The sequence below is a fragment of the Marinobacter sp. EN3 genome, assembly GCF_000475315.1.
Taxonomy (GTDB): domain Bacteria; phylum Pseudomonadota; class Gammaproteobacteria; order Pseudomonadales; family Oleiphilaceae; genus Marinobacter; species Marinobacter nauticus.
The window spans coordinates 1-19,695 of record NZ_AXCC01000096.1 but is presented as its reverse complement, the minus strand read 5'-3'; the positions used below and the strand labels follow the sequence as shown (position 1 = coordinate 19,695).

Sequence of the window (19,695 nt, the reverse complement as noted above, 5' to 3'; positions counted from 1 at the left end):
CGTGAACCTTGTCATCTCCAGAATAACATTTTATTTGACGACTGCAATATTGTTAGACAATAATGCATGGAGGCTGGGGTCTCATCAAACGCCCGGTTCCGATTCCTACAAAAAGGAGCAACCATGAGCTCAGAGTCCATCACTTTCAGTACAGAAGCCGGTCGCCGCCGGCTGTTGTTAACCCTTAAAAAATACAGCTACCTCATTGCGATGATTCCGTTGGTGTTGCCTCCGTTATTACTGGCTGTGGGGGAAAGCACCGGTCTGGTCAACGCCTTCTCCTGGGGCGTCCCCGTGGTTGTGTTTGGCATTATCCCTCTGCTTGATCTGATGCTCGGAAAAGACGCTCTGAATCCTGATGAACAATCCGATGTGCCGCGGCTTAATCAGGAAAAGTATTACCGGGCCGTGACCCTGATCTGGGTCGTCGCCTATGCAGCGTTATTGGGATGGGGTGTCTGGGTACTGGCCTCCGGCGTTTTCAGCCTGGTGGGCGCCCTTGGCTGGGTTGTATCCATCGGTATCGTCGGCGGTCTCGGGATCAATGTGGCCCATGAACTGATTCATAAAGACGACAAACTCGAAACCTGGGCCGGCGGATTTTTGCTTTCCATGGTTTGTTATGCCGGGTTCAAGGTTGAGCACATTCGTGGCCATCACGTGCATGTTTCTACACCAGAGGATGCCTCATCTTCCCGCTACAATCAGTCGCTCTACAGCTTTTTACCACACGCATACGTGCACAACTTTCTGAATGCCTGGAAGCTTGAAGCAGAGCGCCTCAAACGCAAAGGTCATGCTCCAGTCAGCTGGCGCAATGAGTTAATTTGGTGGTACGGAATCAGTGCGCTGCTGCTGGTTGTGTTCAGTGTCGCGTTCGGCTGGCTGGGGGCGCTGTTTTTCCTGGGCCAGAGCTTTATCGCGTTCACGCTTCTTGAGATCGTCAATTATCTGGAGCACTACGGCCTGCATCGTCGCAAGCTTGAAAACGGTCGATATGAACGAACAACACCGGAGCATAGCCGGAACAGCAATTACTTTCTGACTAATGTGTTCCTGTTTCAGTTACAGCGTCACAGCGACCATCACGCCTACGCCAAGCGTCGTTACCAGGTCCTGCGCCATCATGAAATTGCACCCCAGCTTCCTGCCGGTTACGCCACCATGGTGGTGCTGGCATGCTTCCCGCCACTCTGGCGCAAGGTTATGAATCCGAGAGTGGAAGCCTATTACCGAGGGGAGGAGCATCAGCTGCAATCCTGACGCTTTCAGGCTTTCCCAATTGGCGTCTTCGGACGCCAGACCAACTTCAGAGTGTCTCTGAAGAACGCCGGCTTCGGTCGGCATTAACGCCCTGCGGGTACCTGTCTCTGGCCCGTGGGGTCTTTTTTGCTCTTGAAATTACCGTGGGTCGCACAAAGGTATAGGGTTCGAATCCTTGAACTGAAAGGGAAGCCAACATGCCCAAGCATTTTGAGCAGGCCCCGGGCCTGTACGATGACCCCGTTCCCGAAACCGAAGGCTATGTCTTTAACCAGACCATGATGCGCATCAAGGAGCCTGAGCGTTCCATGGACTTCTACACCCGGGTACTGGGCATGCGCCTGGTTCGCAAGCTGGATTTCCCGGAAATGAAGTTCACGCTCTACTTCCTGGGCTATCTGGACGACAAGCAGGCCCAGTTTGTGCCAAACGATGATGGCCACCGCACTACCTACACCTTTGGCCGGGAAGCGATGCTGGAGCTTACCCATAACTGGGGCACCGAAGACGATGCCGACTTTGCCTACCACAACGGCAATGATGAGCCCCAGGGCTTCGGCCACATCGGCATTGCCGTGCCCGATGTCTACGCTGCCTGTGAGCGCTTCGAAAAGCTGGGCGTGGAATTCGTGAAAAAGCCGGACGACGGCAAAATGAAAGGCCTGGCGTTCATCAAAGACCCGGATGGCTACTGGATTGAAATCCTGCAGCCAGACATGCTGGAGAAACAGCGCAAGGACAGCTGATCACTACGCTGTTTCTGATCCCGGCGTTCAGCTTTCCTGGCTGGCGCCGGGCGCCTTGCCATAGCGCGAGGCGACAATCACCGCCACCGTCAGAATGAATGCGCCCGCAACGCCAATCTGCCCCAGTTCCTCTCCCAGAATCAGCCAGGCCAGCAAGGCAATAAACAAAGGTTCGAGCACGACGACAATGCTGGATACCGTCGCCGGCGTGGATTTCATCCCGGTAAAAAACAGCAGATAGCCAATGCAGGTGGGCACCACGCCGATGTAAAGCACCATCAGCCAGTGCTTTAGCCCCATCGTCTCCAGCCCCGCAAAGCCGCCGCTCATGGCCACCACGGGCAACAGCAGCAGTGCGGCGGTACCAAAGCAGATAAAGGCGGTGGTAAACACCGGTGTGCCCGTTGAGTTGTAGCGGCTGGTCAGGGTAAAGCCGGTGTATACCGCCGCCGCCAGCAGCGCCATCAGAATGCCTGCCAGTCGCAGGGTGCCGGCGGTGTCCATGTCACTGACTACCAGCATGCCCGTGCCCAGAATCGCGGCAATCGCGGCCAGGATAGTAAGCAGCCCTGGTTTCTCGCCCAGCAATGGGGCAGCCAGAATAGCCACCAGTACCGGTGGCAGGCACAGGGATATCAGGGTGGCAATGCCAGCCCCGGTCAGATCCACCGCCAGCAGATAGCTGCCCTGATAGAACGCCTGGAACAGCCCCAGGGCGGTGAGGGTGAGCATGGCCTTGCCGCTGAGCGAACGCAAAGAGCTACCGGGTACCGTCTGGCCGGGATTGCGGGCCACCAGCTGCCGCTGCTCGCGCCGCATCAGTAGCCAGAAGAATGGCAGCGCAACCACCAGGCGTAAAAAACCGAGGGTGATGGCCTCCAGTTCCGTACCGTTGAACAGAAACTTGGCGACAATCCCTGTAGTGGCCCAGAGCAAAGAGGCCAGGGCAATAAGAAGTGCTCCGTGGATCATGACAAACTGCCGGTTGGAGAAACAAACAGGCAAGGGTATCAGCGGTAAGTGCGTGGCGCCATAAGGGAAAGGAGAGGGGCAGCGAGGCTGCCCCGGGGCTTATTTCACGGCGAGGCGGTCGGCGTTCTTTTCAACCGTACGCGCGCCAATACCCTTCACATCGGCCAGTGCTTCAATGCTGGCAAAGGGGCCGTTAGCTTCGCGGTAGTCAATAATGGCCTGGGCTTTGCTCTCACCGACACCGCTCAGAGACGCCAGAGTGGCTACATCTGCGGTGTTGATGTTCACGGCGGGCTGCTCGCTGGCGAAGGCGGCAGAGCCAGTGATCAGGCTGAAAAACAGAACAAGGGTGGCCAGAAATGAGGTTGGTTTCATTGGTGATCTCCTGATTGTAATAACGTTGTTATGAACAGTCAGGCACGACAACCCATTGAGAGTGTTGGTGATTCGAAACGGTGCAGAACAAAAAGGGTAAGGCGGGTACGAAAGCGATTTAGTGCACGGAAAGGGACTACTGTCCGTGTAGTCCCCAAATTCCGTGGCTGACCCCTGCCTGATCCATCAGGCTGCGCATCATCCTGAGCACTTCATCCTTGCAGTCATCCCTGTAGCCCTAATCCATCGGGCAACTCCGAATCCGTGGAGTTCTCATCCGTGAGCCAACGTCCGTGCTGGCTTGTCATCCCTGACAATGCTCATTCTACGGAAGATGAAATTTCGGAAAATCGGACATCCGCCAGACGGTTTGTGCGAGATATCCCACAGAGCTGTGAGCTTTACGGTGAACCTGAATTCATTGTTTTCAGGGTGTTTTTGCGGGCAATTTATTGCCTGAAAATCAGCGCGCTACCAGATGGTGCAGTGGGGTTTGCCTGCTCTGCACCAATTGAGGGCGGCGGGTTGGCCGAGGCACCGGATTGAGGCCTGAAACGGCGCACCAATTCATTGCAGAGCCGGTCCGGGCATGTTTTTTGTTTTTTAACATCATGTTTTGTAAGTGCTTTTTTGGTTGTTGGAACGGCGAATGCAATTGGCTGTTTGCGTTTGACGACCCAAAACCAACGAAAAGGACGCACAACATGAGCATCAAAAAACACGTGAAACTGGGCCTCTCTGCATTGGCGCTATCTGTCTCCCTCGGTTCTATCAATACAGCGGTTGCCGCCGAAGACCCCATCAAAGTCGGTATTCTCCATTCCCTGTCCGGCACCATGGCCATCAGTGAAACCGCCCTGAAAGACACCATGCTGATGCTGATCGAAAAGCAGAACGAAGCCGGTGGCGTACTTGGCCGCCAGCTCGAGCCGGTGGTGGTTGATCCGGCTTCCAACTGGCCGCTGTTCGCGGAGAAAGCCCGTGAGCTGCTGGAGAAAGAAAAGGTCGACGTTATCTTCGGTAACTGGACCTCGGTGTCCCGTAAATCCGTTCTGCCGGTGGTAGAAGAACTGAACGGCCTGCTGTTCTACCCGGTTCAGTACGAAGGCGAGGAATCGTCTGAAAACGTGTTCTACACCGGTGCGGCGCCCAACCAGCAGGCGATTCCCGCGGTGGATTACCTCATGAACGACCTGGGTGTTGAGCGCTGGGTTCTGGCGGGCACGGATTACGTTTATCCGCGCACCACCAACAAGATTCTGGAAACCTATCTGAAAGACAAAGGCGTGGCCGCCGGCGACATCATGATCAACTACACGCCTTTCGGCCACTCTGACTGGCAGACCATCGTGTCGGACATCAAGAAGTTCGGCAGCGCCGGCAAGAAGACCGCCGTGGTCTCCACCATCAACGGCGATGCCAACGTGCCCTTCTACCGTGAACTGGGCAACCAGGGCATTTCCGCCACCGACATTCCCGTGGTTGCGTTCTCCGTGGGTGAACAGGAACTCTCCGGCATCGACACCGCTCCGCTGGTTGGCCACCTGGCTGCCTGGAACTACTTCATGAGCGTGGATAACGACGCCAACTACGACTTCATCGACGCCTGGGTTGCCTACAAGGGCGACGATGCCGCCGTTACCAACGACCCGATGGAAGCCCACTACATCGGCTTCAACATGTACGTTGAAGCGGTGAAGAAAGCCGGCACCACCGAGGTGGATGAAGTGAAAGACGCCATCATCGGTGTGAGCGTACCGAACCTCACCGGCGGTTACGCCACCATGATGCCAAACCATCACATCACCAAGCCGGTGCTGATTGGTGAGATCCAGGACAACGGCCAGTTCTCCGTGGTCTGGGAAACCCCGTCCACCGTGGCTGGCGATGCCTGGTCTGACTTCTTGCCGGGTTCCAAGGACCTGATCAGCGACTGGCGCGCGCCTCTGCGTTGCGGCAACTTCAACGTAGTCACCGGCAAGTGCGGTGGTGGCTCGGCTGACGTCGCCTCCAACTAAGCTCCAACCGGGCACAGCCGGGCAGGCCTGAGCCTGCCCGGCACCGCTCCCGAATTCCCAAGCCAACAGGAATGAATCATGAGCATTCACCGATTGCTCGCCAGGATGGTATTGGCTGTCTGTCTGGCCCTAGGGGCCACACTGGCGAATGCCCAGGCGCAGACCGATGCGCCCGAAGCGCTGCTGAAACGGCTCGTAGAAGCCGGGCAAGCTGAAAAAACCGACTTACTCAAAGCCCTCTCCGAAACCGGCGACGAACGCGCCCGGGGCTGGCTGGAAGCCGTTCGCGACGGCAAACTCGCGATGATTGAAGACACCGGTGCCCTGGTGATTGTGGTTAACAACCGGGGCCGTAACTGGCAGATCGCCGACGCCCTGACCGGCGAAGACCTGGGTGAAATGTCGCGCCGGGATCTGCAAAGCCTGCGGGTGAACAACGCCCTGCGGGCCGACATCGAGGGCATCCTCTCGGTGATCGACCTGACCGTGGCCGACCCAGGCCAACGCCTCGATGCTGCGCGCAATCTGCTGGGCGAAGTGAATGAAGCGCTGGCCACCCAGCTCCAGGCCCGTTTGCAGGTGGAAGACAACGGCCAGGTGCGTGACATGCTCACCAATGCCCTGGCCATTTATCAGGTGGAGCAGGGCGACGTTGAGGCGGTAGCCACTTTGTCTGGTAGCCTGAACCCGACCGTGCGCGCCGCCCTGAATAATGCCGTTAACAGCGATGACCCTGCGCTGGCGGCTGCGGCCGAGGAAGCCCTGGCCAGCATTGAACAGAAACTGAAACTCAACCGCGCTGCCGAGACCCTGTATTTTGGCCTGTCTCTCGGCTCGGTACTGGTGCTGGCCGCCATTGGTCTGGCCATCACGTTTGGTGTGATGGGCGTGATCAACATGGCCCATGGCGAGCTGATCATGCTCGGGGCCTACACCACCTGGGGCATGCAGCAGCTGTTCCCGGGCCAACCCGGCCTGGCCCTGATCCTCTCCATCCCGGCCGGTTTCCTGGTGGCGGCGCTGGCGGGCATCGCCATTGAGCGCAGCGTTATCCAGTACCTGAAAGGCCGCCCGCTGGAAACCCTGCTGGCCACCTTCGGCATTAGCCTGATTCTTCAGCAACTGGTGCGTACGGTGATTTCCCCCCTCAACCGCACCGTGGTCACGCCCGAGTGGATGAGCGGCTCAATCATGGTGAACGAGGCGTTGTCGCTCACCCTGAATCGGCTGTACGTGATCGGCTTTGCGCTGGTGGTATTCGCCGGCCTGATGCTGATCATGCGCAAGACCCGCCTGGGGCTGGAAGTCCGTGCTGTTACCCAGAACCGCGCCATGGCCCGCTCCATGGGCATCAAAGCCACCAAAGTGGACATCATGACCTTCGCCCTGGGCTCCGGCGTGGCCGGGCTGGCGGGCGTGGCCCTGTCGCAGATCACCAACGTCGGCCCCAACCTGGGCCAGAACTACATCATCGATTCGTTCATGGTGGTGGTGTTCGGGGGCGTGGGCAATCTCTGGGGCACCCTCATTGCCGGGCTTTCCCTGGGCACCATCAACCAGCTGCTGGAACCCTGGGCGGGTGCGGTCCTCGCCAAAATCATGGTGCTGGTGCTGATCATCCTGTTCATTCAAAAACGCCCCCGGGGACTCTTTCCCCAGAAGGGCCGTGCGGCGGAGGGCTGAGTTATGGCGACATCACAAACCTGGCTGCTCCGGCCCTTTCAGGAGCGTTCCACCCAGCTTTTCCTCGGTGTGCTGTTCGCCGCCCTGGTGCTGGTTACCTTCCTGCACCTGTTTATGCCGGAAGACAGTGCCCTGCACGTGAGCGCCTACACCGTTACCCTGCTGGGCAAATACCTCTGTTACGCCCTGCTGGCGGTGGCAGTGGACCTGGTGTGGGGTTACCTGGGCATTCTCAGCCTGGGCCACGGCGCCTTCTTTGCCCTCGGCGGCTACGCCATGGGCATGTACCTGATGCGCCAGATTGGTGATCGCGGCGTGTATGGCGATCCTGTATTGCCAGACTTCATGGTGTTCCTGAACTGGCAGGAGCTGCCCTGGTACTGGCAGGGCTTCGACATGGCCTGGTTCGCCTTCATCATGGTGCTGCTGGCCCCGGGCCTGCTGGCGCTGGTGTTCGGCTTCCTGGCCTTCCGCTCCCGGGTAACGGGGGTGTACCTGTCCATCATCACCCAGGCTCTGACCTTTGCCTTGATGCTGGCGTTCTTCCGCAATGAGATGGGCTTCGGTGGCAACAACGGCCTGACCGACTTCAAAGACATCCTCGGCTTCGATTTGCGCAGCGATGCCACCCGGCTTGGCCTGTTCCTGGCAACCGGCATCGCGCTGGCAGTGGGCTATGTCGTGTGCCGTGCCATTGTGACCAGCAAGCTGGGCCGGGTCAGCGTGGCCTGCCGCGATGCCGAAGCCCGTACCCGGTTCCTTGGCTACCGGGTAGAGCGGGTGCAGCTGTTCGTGTTCGTGGTCTCCGCCATGCTGGCGGGCGTGGCCGGCGCGCTGTACGTGCCCCAGGTGGGCATTATCAACCCCAGCGAATTCTCGCCGCTGTTCTCCATCGAAATCGTGGTGTGGGTTGCCCTCGGTGGCCGCGCCACCCTGTATGGCGCGGTTATCGGCGCCTTGCTGGTGAACTACGCCAAGACCGTGTTCACCGGCATCATGCCGGACGCCTGGCTGTTCGCCCTGGGCGCGCTGTTCGTTCTGGTGACGGTTTTCCTGCCCAAGGGCATTGCCGGGCTGTTGCAGAAACGCCGCCAGAAGGACGAGGACCAACCCGGCGCTCAGGAGGCCACCGCATGAGCATCTTTGAACAACTTGCCAACCGGGATCAGGTATTTGAGTTTCTCACCCCCGTGGCCTCGCCGGTTGACGTGCGCCACGGCCCGATCCTGTACATGGAAGACGTGAGCGTGAGCTTCGATGGCTTCAAGGCCATCAACAACCTCAACCTCACCATCGACGACGGCGAGCTGCGCTGCATCATCGGCCCCAACGGGGCGGGTAAAACCACCATGATGGACATCATCACCGGTAAAACCCGGCCCGATACCGGCTCGGTGTGGTTCGGCAGCCGCCACAACCTGCTGCGCATGAACGAGCCGGACATTGCCACCCTGGGCATTGGCCGCAAGTTCCAGAAGCCCACCGTGTTCGAGGCTTTGACTGTGTTCGAAAACCTCGAACTGGCAATGGCCGCCGACAAACGCATCCTGCCCACCCTGACCGCCATCATGACCGCGGAATACCGGGACCGGATTGACGAAATCCTGGAAATGATCGGTTTGCAGGCGCTGCGCGACAAGCCCGCCGGCATCCTCTCCCACGGTCAGAAACAGTGGCTGGAGATCGGCATGCTGCTGATGCAGAAACCCCGGCTGCTGCTGGTGGACGAGCCCGTGGCCGGCATGACCGAACAGGAAATGGAACGCACCGCCGAGTTGCTCACCAGTCTTGCGGGCAAGCAGTCCGTGGTGGTGGTGGAACACGACATGGGCTTTGTGCGCTCCATCGCCCGCAAAGTCACCGTACTGCACCAGGGCAGCGTGCTGGCCGAAGGCACCATGGACCAGGTCTCCAACGACCCGGACGTGATCAAGGTGTATCTGGGGGAGGAGGCCTGATGCTCAAGATTGAAAAGCTCAACCAGTTTTACGGCGAAAGCCACACCCTCTGGGACCTGGAGCTGGACGTGCCCCAGGGCCAGTGCACCTGTGTCATGGGCCGTAACGGCGTGGGCAAGACCACGCTGATGAAATGCATCATGGGCGAGGAAACCGTGAAAAGCGGCTCCATCGAGTTTGCCCGGGATGTGGAACTCACCAAAAAGAAAATCGAAGACCGCTCCCGCCTGGGCATCGGCTACGTGCCCCAGGGCCGGCAGATCTTCCCGCTGCTGACCGTGGAGGAAAACCTGCGCACCGGCCTGGCGGTGCGGGCCGATGGCAGCAAGCAAATCCCCGAGCGCATTTACGAGCTGTTCCCGGTGCTGAAAGAAATGAAACACCGCCGGGGCGGCGACCTTTCCGGCGGCCAGCAGCAACAGCTGGCCATTGGCCGCGCGCTGGTGATTGAGCCGAGACTGCTGATCCTCGATGAGCCGGGGGAGGGCATCCAGCCCAATATCGTGGCCCAGATTGGCGAGGTGATTCGCCGGTTGATTGAAGAAGACGGCCTGACCGTGCTGCTGGTGGAACAGAAACTGCCGTTCGCCCGCAAATACGCCGACCGTTTCGCCATCCTCGACCGGGGCCGGCGCGTGGCCGAAGGCGACATTGCCGGGCTGAGCGATGAACTCATCAAACAGCACCTGACCGTATGACCGCCTATCAAGCCATCGACCGCCACGCCTCCGGCCACCGTTTCGACACCGAACGGCGCTGGGCGGCGGCCCTGGAACTGGGGTTTGAAGCCCGCGCCGAGAGCGAACCTGCGCCGGTAACCCGGCTGGTGCGCCGGCGCCACCATGGCCCCCTGCGGGTGCAGCGCCCCTTCTACCCGGAGGGCAAAACCGGCTGCTGCCATGTGTACCTGCTGCATCCCCCGGGTGGCCTGGTGAGCGGCGACGAACTGCGCATCGAAGCCTCTGTGGCCGAAGGTGGCCACGCGCTTCTGACCACCCCGGCCGCGGCAAAACTGTACAAGGCCGACAGCCATGGCGTGGCCTGGGGCCAGCACACCCGGTTGCAGGTAGCCAAAAACGCGATTCTGGAATACCTGCCCCAGGAAACCATCGCCTTCGACGGCTCCCGGGGTTTGCAAACCACCATCATTGAACTGGCAGCCGGCGCCCGAACCCTGGGCTGGGAAGTGCTTGCACTGGGCCGCCCGGCCAGCGACCTGCCGTTTGCCACCGGTGAACTGGAACAGCGTTTCCATTTAAGCCTGGACGGCCAGCCACTGTGGCTGGAGCGCCAGCTGCTGGACCCGAAACACCGCCGGTTCAACGGCCCCTGGGGCCAGGGTGGCGCCACTGTACAGGCCACCCTATGGGCGGTCGGGCTGGACGACGAAGCCGCCGCCATCGACGTGCTGAGAGCACAGTTACCAGACCACAACCGCTGGGCCGTGACCCGGCGCCGGGGCGTGCTGCTCCTGCGCTACCTGGGGACCGAACGCAACGATGCCTGGGCCCTGTGCGAACAGGCCTGGCACCTGCTGCGCCCCATGCTCGCCAGCGTACCGGCCCACACACCCAGAATCTGGCTTACCTGACGCATAAGAGACAACGGAGTCATCCATGGAACTCACCCCCAGAGACAAAGACAAGCTGCTGCTGTTCACCGCCGCCCTGCTGGCCGAACGCCGCAAAGCCAAAGGCCTGAAACTGAACTACCCCGAAGCCGTGGCCCTGATCAGCGCCGAAATCATGGAAGGCGCCCGCGAAGGCCGCACCGTGGCCGAACTGATGAGCGCCGGCACCGAAATCCTCACCCGCGAAGACGTGATGGACGGCGTGGCTGACATGGTGCACGAAGTCCAGGTGGAAGCCACCTTCCCGGACGGAACGAAACTCGTGACGGTCCACAATCCCATCGTCTAAGGAGCAGACACATGATCCCCGGTGAATACCAACTCAAAGACGGCGACATCGAACTCTGCGCCGGCCGCGAACGCATCCAGCTGGACGTCGGCAACACCGGCGACCGCCCGGTGCAGATCGGCTCCCACTACCACTTCGCCGAAGCCAACCCCGCCCTGGACTTCGACCGCGCCAAAGCCCGCGGCTATCGCCTGGATGTGGCCGCTGGCACCGCTATTCGCTTTGAACCCGGCCAGACCCGATCCGTGACGCTGATTCCGTTTGCCGGAAAGCGCGAAATCTATGGCTTCCGGGCGGAAGTGATGGGGCCGTTGGAGGACACGAAATGAAAATCAGCAGACAAGCCTACGCCGACATGTATGGCCCGACCGTTGGGGACCGCGTCCGCCTGGGCGACACCGAGTTGTGGATTGAAGTAGAAGAAGATCACACCCACTACGGCGACGAAGTGAAATTCGGCGGCGGTAAAGTCATCCGCGACGGCATGGGCCAGAGCCAGCGCTGCGATGACGCCGTGATGGACACCGTGATCACCAACGCCCTCATCCTTGACTGGTGGGGCATCGTCAAAGCCGACGTCGGCATCCAGAAAGGCCGCATCGCCGCCATCGGCAAAGCCGGCAACCCGGACACCCAGCCAGACGTGACCATCGTCATCGGCCCCGGCACCGAAATCATTGCCGGTGAAGGCAAAATCCTTACCGCCGGCGGCATCGACCCCCACATCCACTTCATCTGCCCCCAACAGGTAGAAGAAGCCCTGATGAGCGGCGTGACCACCATGCTCGGCGGCGGCACCGGCCCGGCCACCGGCACCAACGCCACCACCTGCACCCCGGGCCCCTGGCACATTGGCAAAATGCTCCAGGCCGTGGACAGCCTGCCCATGAACATCGGCTTTCTGGGCAAGGGCAACGCCAGCCTGCCGGAAGCGCTGGAGCTGCAGGTAAAAGCCGGCGTGATCGGCCTCAAACTGCACGAAGACTGGGGCACCACCCCGGCCAGCATCGACAACTGCCTGACCGTCGCCGACCAGTACGACATTCAGGTGGCCATTCACACCGACACCCTGAACGAATCCGGCTTTGTGGAAGACACCCTGGCCGCCTTCAAAGGCCGCTGCATTCACACCTTCCACACCGAAGGTGCCGGCGGTGGCCACGCCCCGGACATCATCACCGCCTGCTCCAAGGATTACGTGCTGCCGTCGTCCACCAACCCGACCCGGCCCTACACCGTGAACACCATCGACGAACACCTGGACATGCTGATGGTGTGCCACCACCTGGACCCGAACATCCCGGAAGACGTGGCCTTCGCCGACTCCCGCATCCGCCGGGAAACCATCGCGGCGGAAGACATCCTGCACGACATGGGCGTGATCTCCATGATCTCCTCGGATTCCCAGGCCATGGGCCGGGTGGGCGAGGTAATCTGCCGAACCTGGCAAACCGCCCACAAGATGAAAGTGCAGCGCGGCCTGTTGCCGGAAGACCAGGAGCGCGGCGCGGACAACTTCCGGGCCAAACGCTACATCGCCAAGTACACCATCAACTCCGCCATCACCCACGGCATTGCCCATGATGTGGGCTCGGTGGAAGTGGGCAAACTGGCGGACCTTGTGCTGTGGAGCCCAGCGTTTTTCGGCGTAAAGCCTGCCTGCATCCTCAAGGGCGGGATGATTGCCGCCGCCCCCATGGGCGACCCGAACGCCTCTATCCCTACACCCCAGCCGGTGCATTACCGCCCCATGTTCGGCGCCTTTGGCAAAGCCGCCAGTGCCACCCGCCTGACCTTCGTCAGCCAGGCCGCGCTGGACGCCAATATTGGTGAAGAACTGGGCCTGGACAGCCCGCTCTCCGCCTGCAAAGGCGTGCGGGACGTGCGCAAGCAGCACATGAAACTGAACGACGCCTGCCCGCACCTGACGGTAGACCCACAAACCTACGAAGTGCACGCCGACGGCGAGCTGCTCACCTGCGAGCCGGCCACCGAACTGCCCCTGGCCCAGCGCTATCACCTTTTTTAGTCAATACAGCTCAAGGCTGCTAATCAACACAGCTCAAGGCTGTTCTGAGAGGAACGAACGGATGTTGGAACTGACTAAACGCATCACCCACGTAGACGCCAGCGAAATCCACGACAACCTGGTGCTGCCTTACGAACTGCGCATTCGCGGCCGCCTGCGCGCCACCACCGAAACCAACCTGGACGTGGGCCTGTTTCTGGACCGTGGCCCAGTGCTGAGAGACGGCGACCTGCTGGAAGCAAAATCCGGCGAGATCATCCGCATTCGCGCCGCGGAAGAACCGGTGGTCACCGCCCGCGTAGAAATCGGCCTGCCGCTGGCCCGCTTGTGTTACCACCTGGGCAACCGCCACGTCACCCTCGCGATTGGTGAAGACGAGCAGGGCGCCTTCGTGCGCTTTCCGCCCGACCACGTGCTGGAAGAGCTGGCCGAACGCCTGGGCGCCACCGTGGTGCACCACACCGCCACCTTCGACCCGGAACCCGGAGCCTATAACCAGGCCGGTCAGGGCCATTCGCACGGTCATAGCCATGGCCATTCCCACGCGGACTCTCATGAGCACTTGCACGGTAAAAGCCATGACCACACTCACGCTGCTGGACATACCCATGCTCACGGCCACAAACACACCCACTGAGCCGGCAGCCATGGCGGGTGAGGGCGAACCCGGCGGCGACCTGGCCCTGCTGGGGCTGATGCAGCTGGTCAGCCCGGCGTTGCCCATCGGCGCCTTTGCCTGGTCACAGGGCCTGGAAAGTGCCTTTGAGCTGGGCTGGGTGAACAACGAAGCAGAACTGGCCCAGTGGATTGAAGGCGTGCTGGACGACGGCCTCAGCCGGTGTGAGTTGCCCTTACTGGCCCGGCTGCAAATCGCCTGGGCGAACGACGACGGCGCCACCATCGCGCACTGGAACCAGTGGCTGCACGCCACCCGGGAAACCGCCGAACTGAGCGACGAAGACACCCGGCTGGGCGGCGCCCTGAAAACCCTGCTGGGCAACCTCAACCTGTTGCCGGAGCAAACCCTGATTCCGGCCGAGCCCGGCTACATCACCCTGTTTGCCTGGGCCGCACAGGTACGTCGGGTGCCGGTGCGGCAAACCCTGCTCGGCTTTGCCTGGGCCTGGCTGGAAAACCAGCTGGCGGTGGCCTGCAAAGCCTTGCCCCTGGGCCACACCGCCGCCCAACGGATTATCGAACAACTGCGCCCGGCACTGGTGATTACCACCGACCAGGCGCTGGCACGGCAAGACCACGAACTCGGGCCCATCCTGCCGGGCCTCGCGCTCGGCAGTGCCCTGCATGAAACCCAGTATTCACGGCTTTTCAGAAGCTGAATAAAAACATCAAGGAGATACAGCCATGACACATTGTCTGAGAGTAGGCGTCGGCGGCCCGGTCGGGTCTGGTAAAACCGCATTGCTGCGTCAGCTATGCACCGCCCTGCGGGACCACTACGACATCGCCGTGGTCACCAACGACATCTACACCCGGGAAGACGCCGACTTCCTGCTGCGCCACGAAGCCCTGGCCGCAGACCGCATCTTGGGCGTGGAAACCGGCGGCTGCCCGCATACCGCCATTCGCGAGGATGCTTCCATGAACCTGGCCGCCATCGACGACCTGCAAAGCCGTCACCCGGGCCTGGAACTGGTGTTGGTGGAATCCGGCGGCGACAACCTCTCCGCCACTTTCAGCCCGGAACTGAGCGACCTCACCCTGTACGTGATCGACGTGTCCGCCGGCGACAAGATCCCCCGCAAAGGCGGCCCCGGCATCACCAAATCCGACCTGCTGATCATCAACAAGATCGACATTGCCGAACAGGTACACGCCTCCCTGGATGTGATGGAACGGGACAGCAAAAAAATGCGCGGCGAACGCCCCTTCGTGTTCACCAACCTGTACGACGGGGTAGGGCTGGACACCATCATCAGCTTCATTCTGGAGCGCGGCATGCTGCCGGAAAGGCGTCCCGAAAAACTGGCCGAAATGGCCTGAGCAAACGAACCAATACGATTAAAGAACCACCAGGAGCAACACCATGAAACTGACTTCAAAACTTCTCGCCACCGCTGCGCTGCTGACCGCCTCTGCTACCGCCATGGCCCACCCCGGCCACACCGAAGGTGGCTTCACCAGCGGCCTGCTGCACCCCATGCTGGGCCTGGACCACCTGCTGGCCATGGCCGCCATCGGCTTCTGGAGCGTGCGCCAGGGCAAACTCATGAAAAACGCCACCCCCGCCTTCGTCATCGGCGGCATGGTATTCGGCGCCGCCCTCGCCTGGGGTGGCCTGAGCCTGCCGGGCGTGGAAACCGGCATCACCTTCTCGGTACTGGTGGCCGGTATCCTCATCGCCACCCTGGCCAAATTGCCGACGGCTGTGGGCGGTACTCTGGTTGGCGCATTCATGCTGTTTCACGGCTTTGCGCATGGGGCGGAAATGCCCGAAGGCGCGACACTCGCCGCTTACCTGGCCGGCTTCTCCATCGCCACCCTGGCTATCACGCTGGTTGGCCGTGGGTTGGGTAGTTTGATGCTGAAGGCGGATAGCCGGTTTAGTCGGGGGATTGGGGGAGTGTTGGCTGTGGCGGGGGCTTATCTGGCGGCTTAGGCTCTCGACGATAGATGAAACAACATCAGCAGTTGTCAAGTTATTGAGAACTGCTGATGTTGTTGAGGCTAGGTGCCACGAGTGGCCCCAACGCTTGATCAACATGATCTCCGTTGCAACGCAGTGGGATCAAAATTCTTCGTGCTGGTCAATCTTTAGTTTGAAGCCTCTAAGAAAAGTCTCGAGTGATCTGGGTTTGTCACCGAACCATTCAATGAGTTGGTCGTAGCCGCCATGCGCATATTTATTGAATTCTCGTACACCCTCAACACTCAAGTAATTCGGCGCCTCGGGCGTAACCAGGCGTGATATGGTGGAATAGACGTCCCTTCGTTCATCCATGGAGACGCCCAACACTTCGAGTTCCGATTTTAGGAAAAGCCCCAAAAGCAACTTTCCACGTGAGCTGTATCGGTCTGGAAAGTAGGCTACTAGTTCAGCAGTCTCTTCCGGCGATGCTGCCTCTTTCCGCTTAGTAGTAACTCCAGCGATAAAGCAGAAGTAAAAGGCATCAAAATCGGTTTTAAAAGCTTTCTGGTCACGAAGCTCTTTGAACCATTGGCGGGCTTCTAGGCGAAGTCGAAATGGCTGCATTTAAGAGGCCTCCTCGTCCTGCTGAAACTCATTGAAGAAGTCTTCACCTGAGACAATGAAGCCATCGTGCGTTTCGACCACTTGTCGGCTCTCATGAGCAAGCCTCTCGAGCTCTGCGGAGCCCTTCCTAAACAAGGTAATAAACTGAACTTCCGAGTCGTTAGCTGCCTTGAGTGGTGCAGTAAAGCGGGCACGTTCTGATGATATCGTGAATGCAATAAACTGCTCAGTTAAGTGGGGGATGAGCTCCCCAATTTTAGGTCTTACTGCCAGATCGATCGGACCTGCCGGACTATCTACAACGAATGGGAGTTCATGTTCCGCTCGGCAGAAGAGGGTTGCAAGGAAAGCGTAGGCAACGGAAAGAGTTTCCCCAACGCTGCCCCCCTCTTGTCCTTTGAGAATTAAGTTGCGTTCAATCCGATCAATCAAAATATTGTTATTCGGCATCAGCTCGGTGATGCGGTCATTGGCCTGCAAACACAGCTCGGCAGTGATTCCTTCTTTTGCTTTTCGATGGGCACTTTTTATGATTGAAGTAAGCGTGTCTCGTTTCCTTTTTTCTGTAAGAGTGTGAGTTATCTCAGCCAATTTCCGCTCTGCCGTCTCTATGCGGCCTTCAATGATTTCTATTCCGAAGGTATTTTCATCATTCTGACTTTGGTCCTTGCTGTCGAATTTCTCCAGCTCATTACGAACGCTCTCCAACTGCTTCTCAAGGTCATCGATGTCTTCTCGAGCCGTTCTCACAGCGGGATCAGATTGTTCTGCTTCCAGCCTTAAAGCATCCAGGTCGTTTCTAGCCTCACGCTCCTCATCGACTGCAGAAGACAGGTGAGATAACCGCTTACTTAGATCTTGCTCATGGAAACCAGGATCGTCACCTATTGCATCTTTGATCGCTGTTTTCATTGAGTTCAATAATGAAACATCGTCTGTTCCGAGATACTGTCCGGCCCGCTCCCGAATAGTAAGAGCGATGTTCTCGTCGATTGGTCTACCACAGACACATTCTGCTTCGTTCGCCAAATCCTCAAAGAACTCCCTTGCAGCACTTTCCGGTAACTTCACTCTGTCGAGTCCGTCCTTCAGCGACAGCATCCAGTCAGCAAATGAAGAGTTGAGAGCGTGGGGATCTCGCATGCGGTCAAGAACGTCCAGGGCCTCTTCACGCACTTTCCCTTTTAAATATTCAACTCTTTTCTCTGCTCCGCTTAGAGCCTGAAATCTTGCATCTTCTTTCTTAATCTCCTGATGATATGCGTCCTTTTTTTTCTGAAGCTGTGCATCCAGTGTCGTGAGTTTTTTTCTCAACTTATCTTGCTCAACGGTCAATGTTGAGAATCTATCTCGGAGATTCTGTAAACGTCTCCTTCGTCGCGATAGACCGCGCTCCTCAGTTGCACCGATATCCTGTGCCTTGCTGTCCCAGTAATCTCCTATTTTCTGGGCCATCGCATCGAAGGAGTTGATCTGAAAAAGGTTCTCTACAACAACTTGTGCATCGGTGTGATTTCGATCCAAGAGCTGCTGGGCCAGCTCTCCGTCAAATATGTAAAAATTCACGAAATTCTCATTCATGAAGCGACGGAAATCTGATGGCGGATGAAAGCCATCGCGTCGTCCCGGACCGTGCGTGGTTTTGTACGAAACCCGACTATTCTCAAAATCAAACTCTGTGATTATCGTTGCACGCCGGCCGTTGAGACTGAGTCTGACCTCGAAATATCCGTTCTCGTCACTGCTATCTTTCTTTCTGAACTCCGAAATAGTGTGCGGATCCCAGTTTGTTGCTGAACCGGAGAGTGCAGCTCGCAAAAGGGCAAGAGTAGTTGTCTTGCCGGTACCGTTTGGCATTTGAATGAGACAAACGGAATAATGTGTGCCATCTTGGTCAGCACAGTTGATTTCGTGATCTGGGCATCTGAGTCCCTGAGATTTCCAGCCGAGTAGGCGCATGATGGCAGGCATCAGTTGTCACCCTCCTCTTCAGTCTCACCGCTGACGGTGGTGCTGCTGAATAAAAGATCGAGGTGACGTGCTGATGTTTCACTATCATGAATATCTTCATTGCCAGTCGTTATTGCTTCGAACCATGCAATGAGGCGATGAGCAAGGGTTTCGGGTTGACCAGCCTCTTCGACCGCTTCGGTGATAGCGTGCGTAATACGTGGATCAAGAGCCAAATGTTTTCTCCCCGCGCACTTCTGAGAGTTTGGTTAACCACTCAGCGCGTTGTTCGTCTGAATTTGTTGTTCCTTCCTCGTCCGACTGGCGAACAAAATCAACAATATTTGCAACCTTATCGAGGTTGTCCGGATCTGTTCTCAGACAGCGACCCATGCGTTGGATTGTCTCAAGCCTGGCTCTTGCTGAAGAGAATAGAATCACGGTATTTAACGAGCGAATATCAATGCCTTCGGAGACGCGATGGCAGGTAATCAAGCACTCTAGCTCACCGCGAGCGAACCGCTTCAAGGTCAACGAGTCCTCGCCCGAAAAGTAAGTATGGAAGTCAGATCGATATTTGTGAATTATTTCGAGCACTTCATTTCCATATTCTTGTGTTTCAACGAAGACGATGCACCGCTCGAGTAGGTGCTGGTTGTCACGAATGAATGCGTCGAAGATGGGCAGTTTTGCTTTGGAAGTTTTGTAAACCCGGGCAATCTCTATCCAGACTTCCTCGTCGCTCATGGGGTTGCCCTCAGCGGCGCGAGCCGCCTTGCGTTTGTAGACGTCTTGGACGCTGTGACGATCCTCCGCTGTGAGCTCATAAGGCAATGGGAAATAATTGAATGGCGCCAGAATTTCTCGACGTATTGCGTCTTCGAGCTCGAAACGCATGAGCTCTGGACCTATGTGATCAAGGTGAAAGGCATTGCCCTCTTCGTCATATTCGCGATCTGGCGTGGCGCTTAGCCCAAGACGAAATCGGATACTATCGGACAAGCCGTTTAATCTGATCCGATTTGCAGGGCTACCGAGGCCGTGAACTTCGTCGTGAATAAGCAAGGTGCGCCGGGCTAAATTTGCCGGTATTTTTTTGAGAGCAGTCGCGAGCGGCTGTCGCGAGACCAGTAACATGGAATTTTTCGGCTCAAGAAGAAAATCTGCTACTTCCCGTGACGACTTATAGTGGCGGAAGACCTTTGCGCCAACACCTTTACGTATACCAAGAAGTTCTGCATACCACTGATCGAGTAAGTCGTTCCCGTCAGTGCTGACGATAACTGTGTCGATGGTCCCTTGTTCATAAAGCGCATGAACGATCTTGAGCGCCGTACGCGTTTTTCCTGTCCCTGTGGCCATATTCAAAATGCCACGTTTACTCACAAGAAACTTTTCGAGGGCCTCCTCTTGATGGCGCCACTTTTCATCTTTCTGATTGTTTGGCTGTCTTCCTGGCCCCCACTCATTACAGATCTTCAGAAGTTTTAGACGTGCTGCTTCTGGAAAACTGTATACCTCAACGCCTTTGTCTCTTCTTTCCCACAAAGCTGCGTAAACCGCTGAAGGTT

Annotated in this window: 22 protein-coding genes; 16 read left to right on the top strand and 6 right to left on the bottom strand. The window is 58.2% G+C overall.

The window, feature by feature from the left end; all coding sequences use genetic code 11:
* The first annotated feature begins 123 nt into the window (after window positions 1–123).
* Both Q675_RS36675 and gloA read left to right on the top strand, forming a co-directional pair.
* On the top strand, window positions 124–1,263 hold the full coding sequence (locus Q675_RS36675) for an alkane 1-monooxygenase (protein ID WP_023012198.1): 1,140 nt from the start codon (window positions 124–126) through the stop codon (window positions 1,261–1,263).
* Window positions 1,264–1,460: 197 nt separating this feature from the next.
* Window positions 1,461–2,009, top strand: a complete 549-nt coding sequence (gloA, locus tag Q675_RS36670) for a lactoylglutathione lyase (RefSeq protein WP_011786447.1) — start codon at window positions 1,461–1,463, stop codon at window positions 2,007–2,009.
* Between the two features lie 27 nt (window positions 2,010–2,036).
* Here gloA and Q675_RS36665 read toward each other — a convergent pair whose 3' ends face one another.
* Together Q675_RS36665 and Q675_RS36660 are read right to left on the bottom strand one after the other, a co-directional pair.
* On the bottom strand, window positions 2,037–2,981 hold the full coding sequence (locus Q675_RS36665; RefSeq protein WP_023012197.1) for a DMT family transporter: 945 nt from the start codon (window positions 2,979–2,981) through the stop codon (window positions 2,037–2,039).
* A 99-nt stretch (window positions 2,982–3,080) separates the two neighbouring features.
* A complete protein-coding gene (locus Q675_RS36660) occupies window positions 3,081–3,356 on the bottom strand; it encodes a ComEA family DNA-binding protein (RefSeq protein WP_023008528.1) in 276 nt (91 codons plus the stop codon).
* A 279-nt stretch (window positions 3,357–3,635) separates the two neighbouring features.
* On the opposite strand from Q675_RS36660, the gene Q675_RS38165 reads away from it, so the two are divergent.
* From Q675_RS38165 to Q675_RS36595, 14 genes are all read left to right on the top strand, one after another.
* Complete coding sequence (locus Q675_RS38165; protein WP_147232550.1) at window positions 3,636–3,902, top strand: hypothetical protein; 267 nt, start codon at window positions 3,636–3,638, stop codon at window positions 3,900–3,902.
* A 158-nt stretch (window positions 3,903–4,060) separates the two neighbouring features.
* Window positions 4,061–5,374, top strand: a complete 1,314-nt coding sequence (gene urtA / locus Q675_RS36655) for an urea ABC transporter substrate-binding protein (RefSeq protein ID WP_023012196.1) — start codon at window positions 4,061–4,063, stop codon at window positions 5,372–5,374.
* Window positions 5,375–5,452: 78 nt separating this feature from the next.
* The gene (gene urtB, locus Q675_RS36650) at window positions 5,453–7,057 is read left to right on the top strand and encodes an urea ABC transporter permease subunit UrtB (protein ID WP_023012195.1); all 1,605 of its coding nucleotides are present in this window, start codon (window positions 5,453–5,455) and stop codon (window positions 7,055–7,057) included.
* A gap of 3 nt (window positions 7,058–7,060) precedes the next feature.
* The gene (gene urtC, locus Q675_RS36645) at window positions 7,061–8,194 is read left to right on the top strand and encodes an urea ABC transporter permease subunit UrtC (RefSeq protein ID WP_023012194.1); all 1,134 of its coding nucleotides are present in this window, start codon (window positions 7,061–7,063) and stop codon (window positions 8,192–8,194) included.
* The gene (gene urtD, locus Q675_RS36640; protein ID WP_014422380.1) at window positions 8,191–9,015 is read left to right on the top strand and encodes an urea ABC transporter ATP-binding protein UrtD; all 825 of its coding nucleotides are present in this window, start codon (window positions 8,191–8,193) and stop codon (window positions 9,013–9,015) included. The genes urtC and urtD overlap by 4 nt, the downstream gene beginning before the upstream one ends.
* On the top strand, window positions 9,015–9,713 hold the full coding sequence (gene urtE, locus Q675_RS36635; RefSeq protein ID WP_023012193.1) for an urea ABC transporter ATP-binding subunit UrtE: 699 nt from the start codon (window positions 9,015–9,017) through the stop codon (window positions 9,711–9,713). Before urtD ends, urtE begins: the two co-directional genes overlap by 1 nt.
* Window positions 9,710–10,606, top strand: a complete 897-nt coding sequence (locus Q675_RS36630; protein ID WP_023012192.1) for an urease accessory protein UreD — start codon at window positions 9,710–9,712, stop codon at window positions 10,604–10,606. Before urtE ends, Q675_RS36630 begins: the two co-directional genes overlap by 4 nt.
* Window positions 10,607–10,631: 25 nt before the next feature.
* The gene (ureA, locus tag Q675_RS36625) at window positions 10,632–10,934 is read left to right on the top strand and encodes an urease subunit gamma (protein WP_022992779.1); all 303 of its coding nucleotides are present in this window, start codon (window positions 10,632–10,634) and stop codon (window positions 10,932–10,934) included.
* An 11-nt stretch (window positions 10,935–10,945) separates the two neighbouring features.
* Window positions 10,946–11,263, top strand: coding sequence for an urease subunit beta (locus Q675_RS36620; RefSeq protein ID WP_023012191.1), 318 nt, complete (start codon window positions 10,946–10,948; stop codon window positions 11,261–11,263).
* A complete protein-coding gene (gene ureC / locus Q675_RS36615) occupies window positions 11,260–12,963 on the top strand; it encodes an urease subunit alpha (RefSeq protein WP_014422374.1) in 1,704 nt (567 codons plus the stop codon). The genes Q675_RS36620 and ureC overlap by 4 nt, the downstream gene beginning before the upstream one ends.
* Before the next feature lie 61 nt (window positions 12,964–13,024).
* Window positions 13,025–13,600, top strand: coding sequence for an urease accessory protein UreE (ureE, locus tag Q675_RS36610; RefSeq protein WP_023012190.1), 576 nt, complete (start codon window positions 13,025–13,027; stop codon window positions 13,598–13,600).
* On the top strand, window positions 13,572–14,300 hold the full coding sequence (locus tag Q675_RS36605) for an urease accessory UreF family protein (RefSeq protein ID WP_036193865.1): 729 nt from the start codon (window positions 13,572–13,574) through the stop codon (window positions 14,298–14,300). Before ureE ends, Q675_RS36605 begins: the two co-directional genes overlap by 29 nt.
* A 25-nt stretch (window positions 14,301–14,325) precedes the next feature.
* The gene (gene ureG / locus Q675_RS36600; RefSeq protein ID WP_011786432.1) at window positions 14,326–14,964 is read left to right on the top strand and encodes an urease accessory protein UreG; all 639 of its coding nucleotides are present in this window, start codon (window positions 14,326–14,328) and stop codon (window positions 14,962–14,964) included.
* Window positions 14,965–15,007: 43 nt separating this feature from the next.
* The gene (locus Q675_RS36595) at window positions 15,008–15,580 is read left to right on the top strand and encodes a HupE/UreJ family protein (RefSeq protein ID WP_023012188.1); all 573 of its coding nucleotides are present in this window, start codon (window positions 15,008–15,010) and stop codon (window positions 15,578–15,580) included.
* 129 nt (window positions 15,581–15,709) lie between these two features.
* Here the strand turns inward: Q675_RS36595 and Q675_RS36590 are convergent, their stop codons facing one another.
* From Q675_RS36590 to Q675_RS36580, 4 genes are all read right to left on the bottom strand, one after another.
* Entirely contained in the window at window positions 15,710–16,174 is a 465-nt protein-coding gene (locus tag Q675_RS36590) for a hypothetical protein (protein ID WP_023012187.1), read from the bottom strand.
* Window positions 16,175–18,145, bottom strand: a complete 1,971-nt coding sequence (locus Q675_RS36585) for an ATP-binding protein (protein ID WP_023012186.1) — start codon at window positions 18,143–18,145, stop codon at window positions 16,175–16,177.
* A complete protein-coding gene (locus Q675_RS38020) occupies window positions 18,145–18,360 on the bottom strand; it encodes a CxC ATPase DNA modification system associated small protein (RefSeq protein ID WP_023012185.1) in 216 nt (71 codons plus the stop codon). The genes Q675_RS36585 and Q675_RS38020 overlap by 1 nt, the downstream gene beginning before the upstream one ends.
* Window positions 18,350–19,695, bottom strand: a 1,346-nt coding sequence (locus Q675_RS36580) for a DEAD/DEAH box helicase (protein WP_023012184.1), incomplete at its 5' end; no start/stop codon positions are given. The genes Q675_RS38020 and Q675_RS36580, both read right to left, overlap by 11 nt.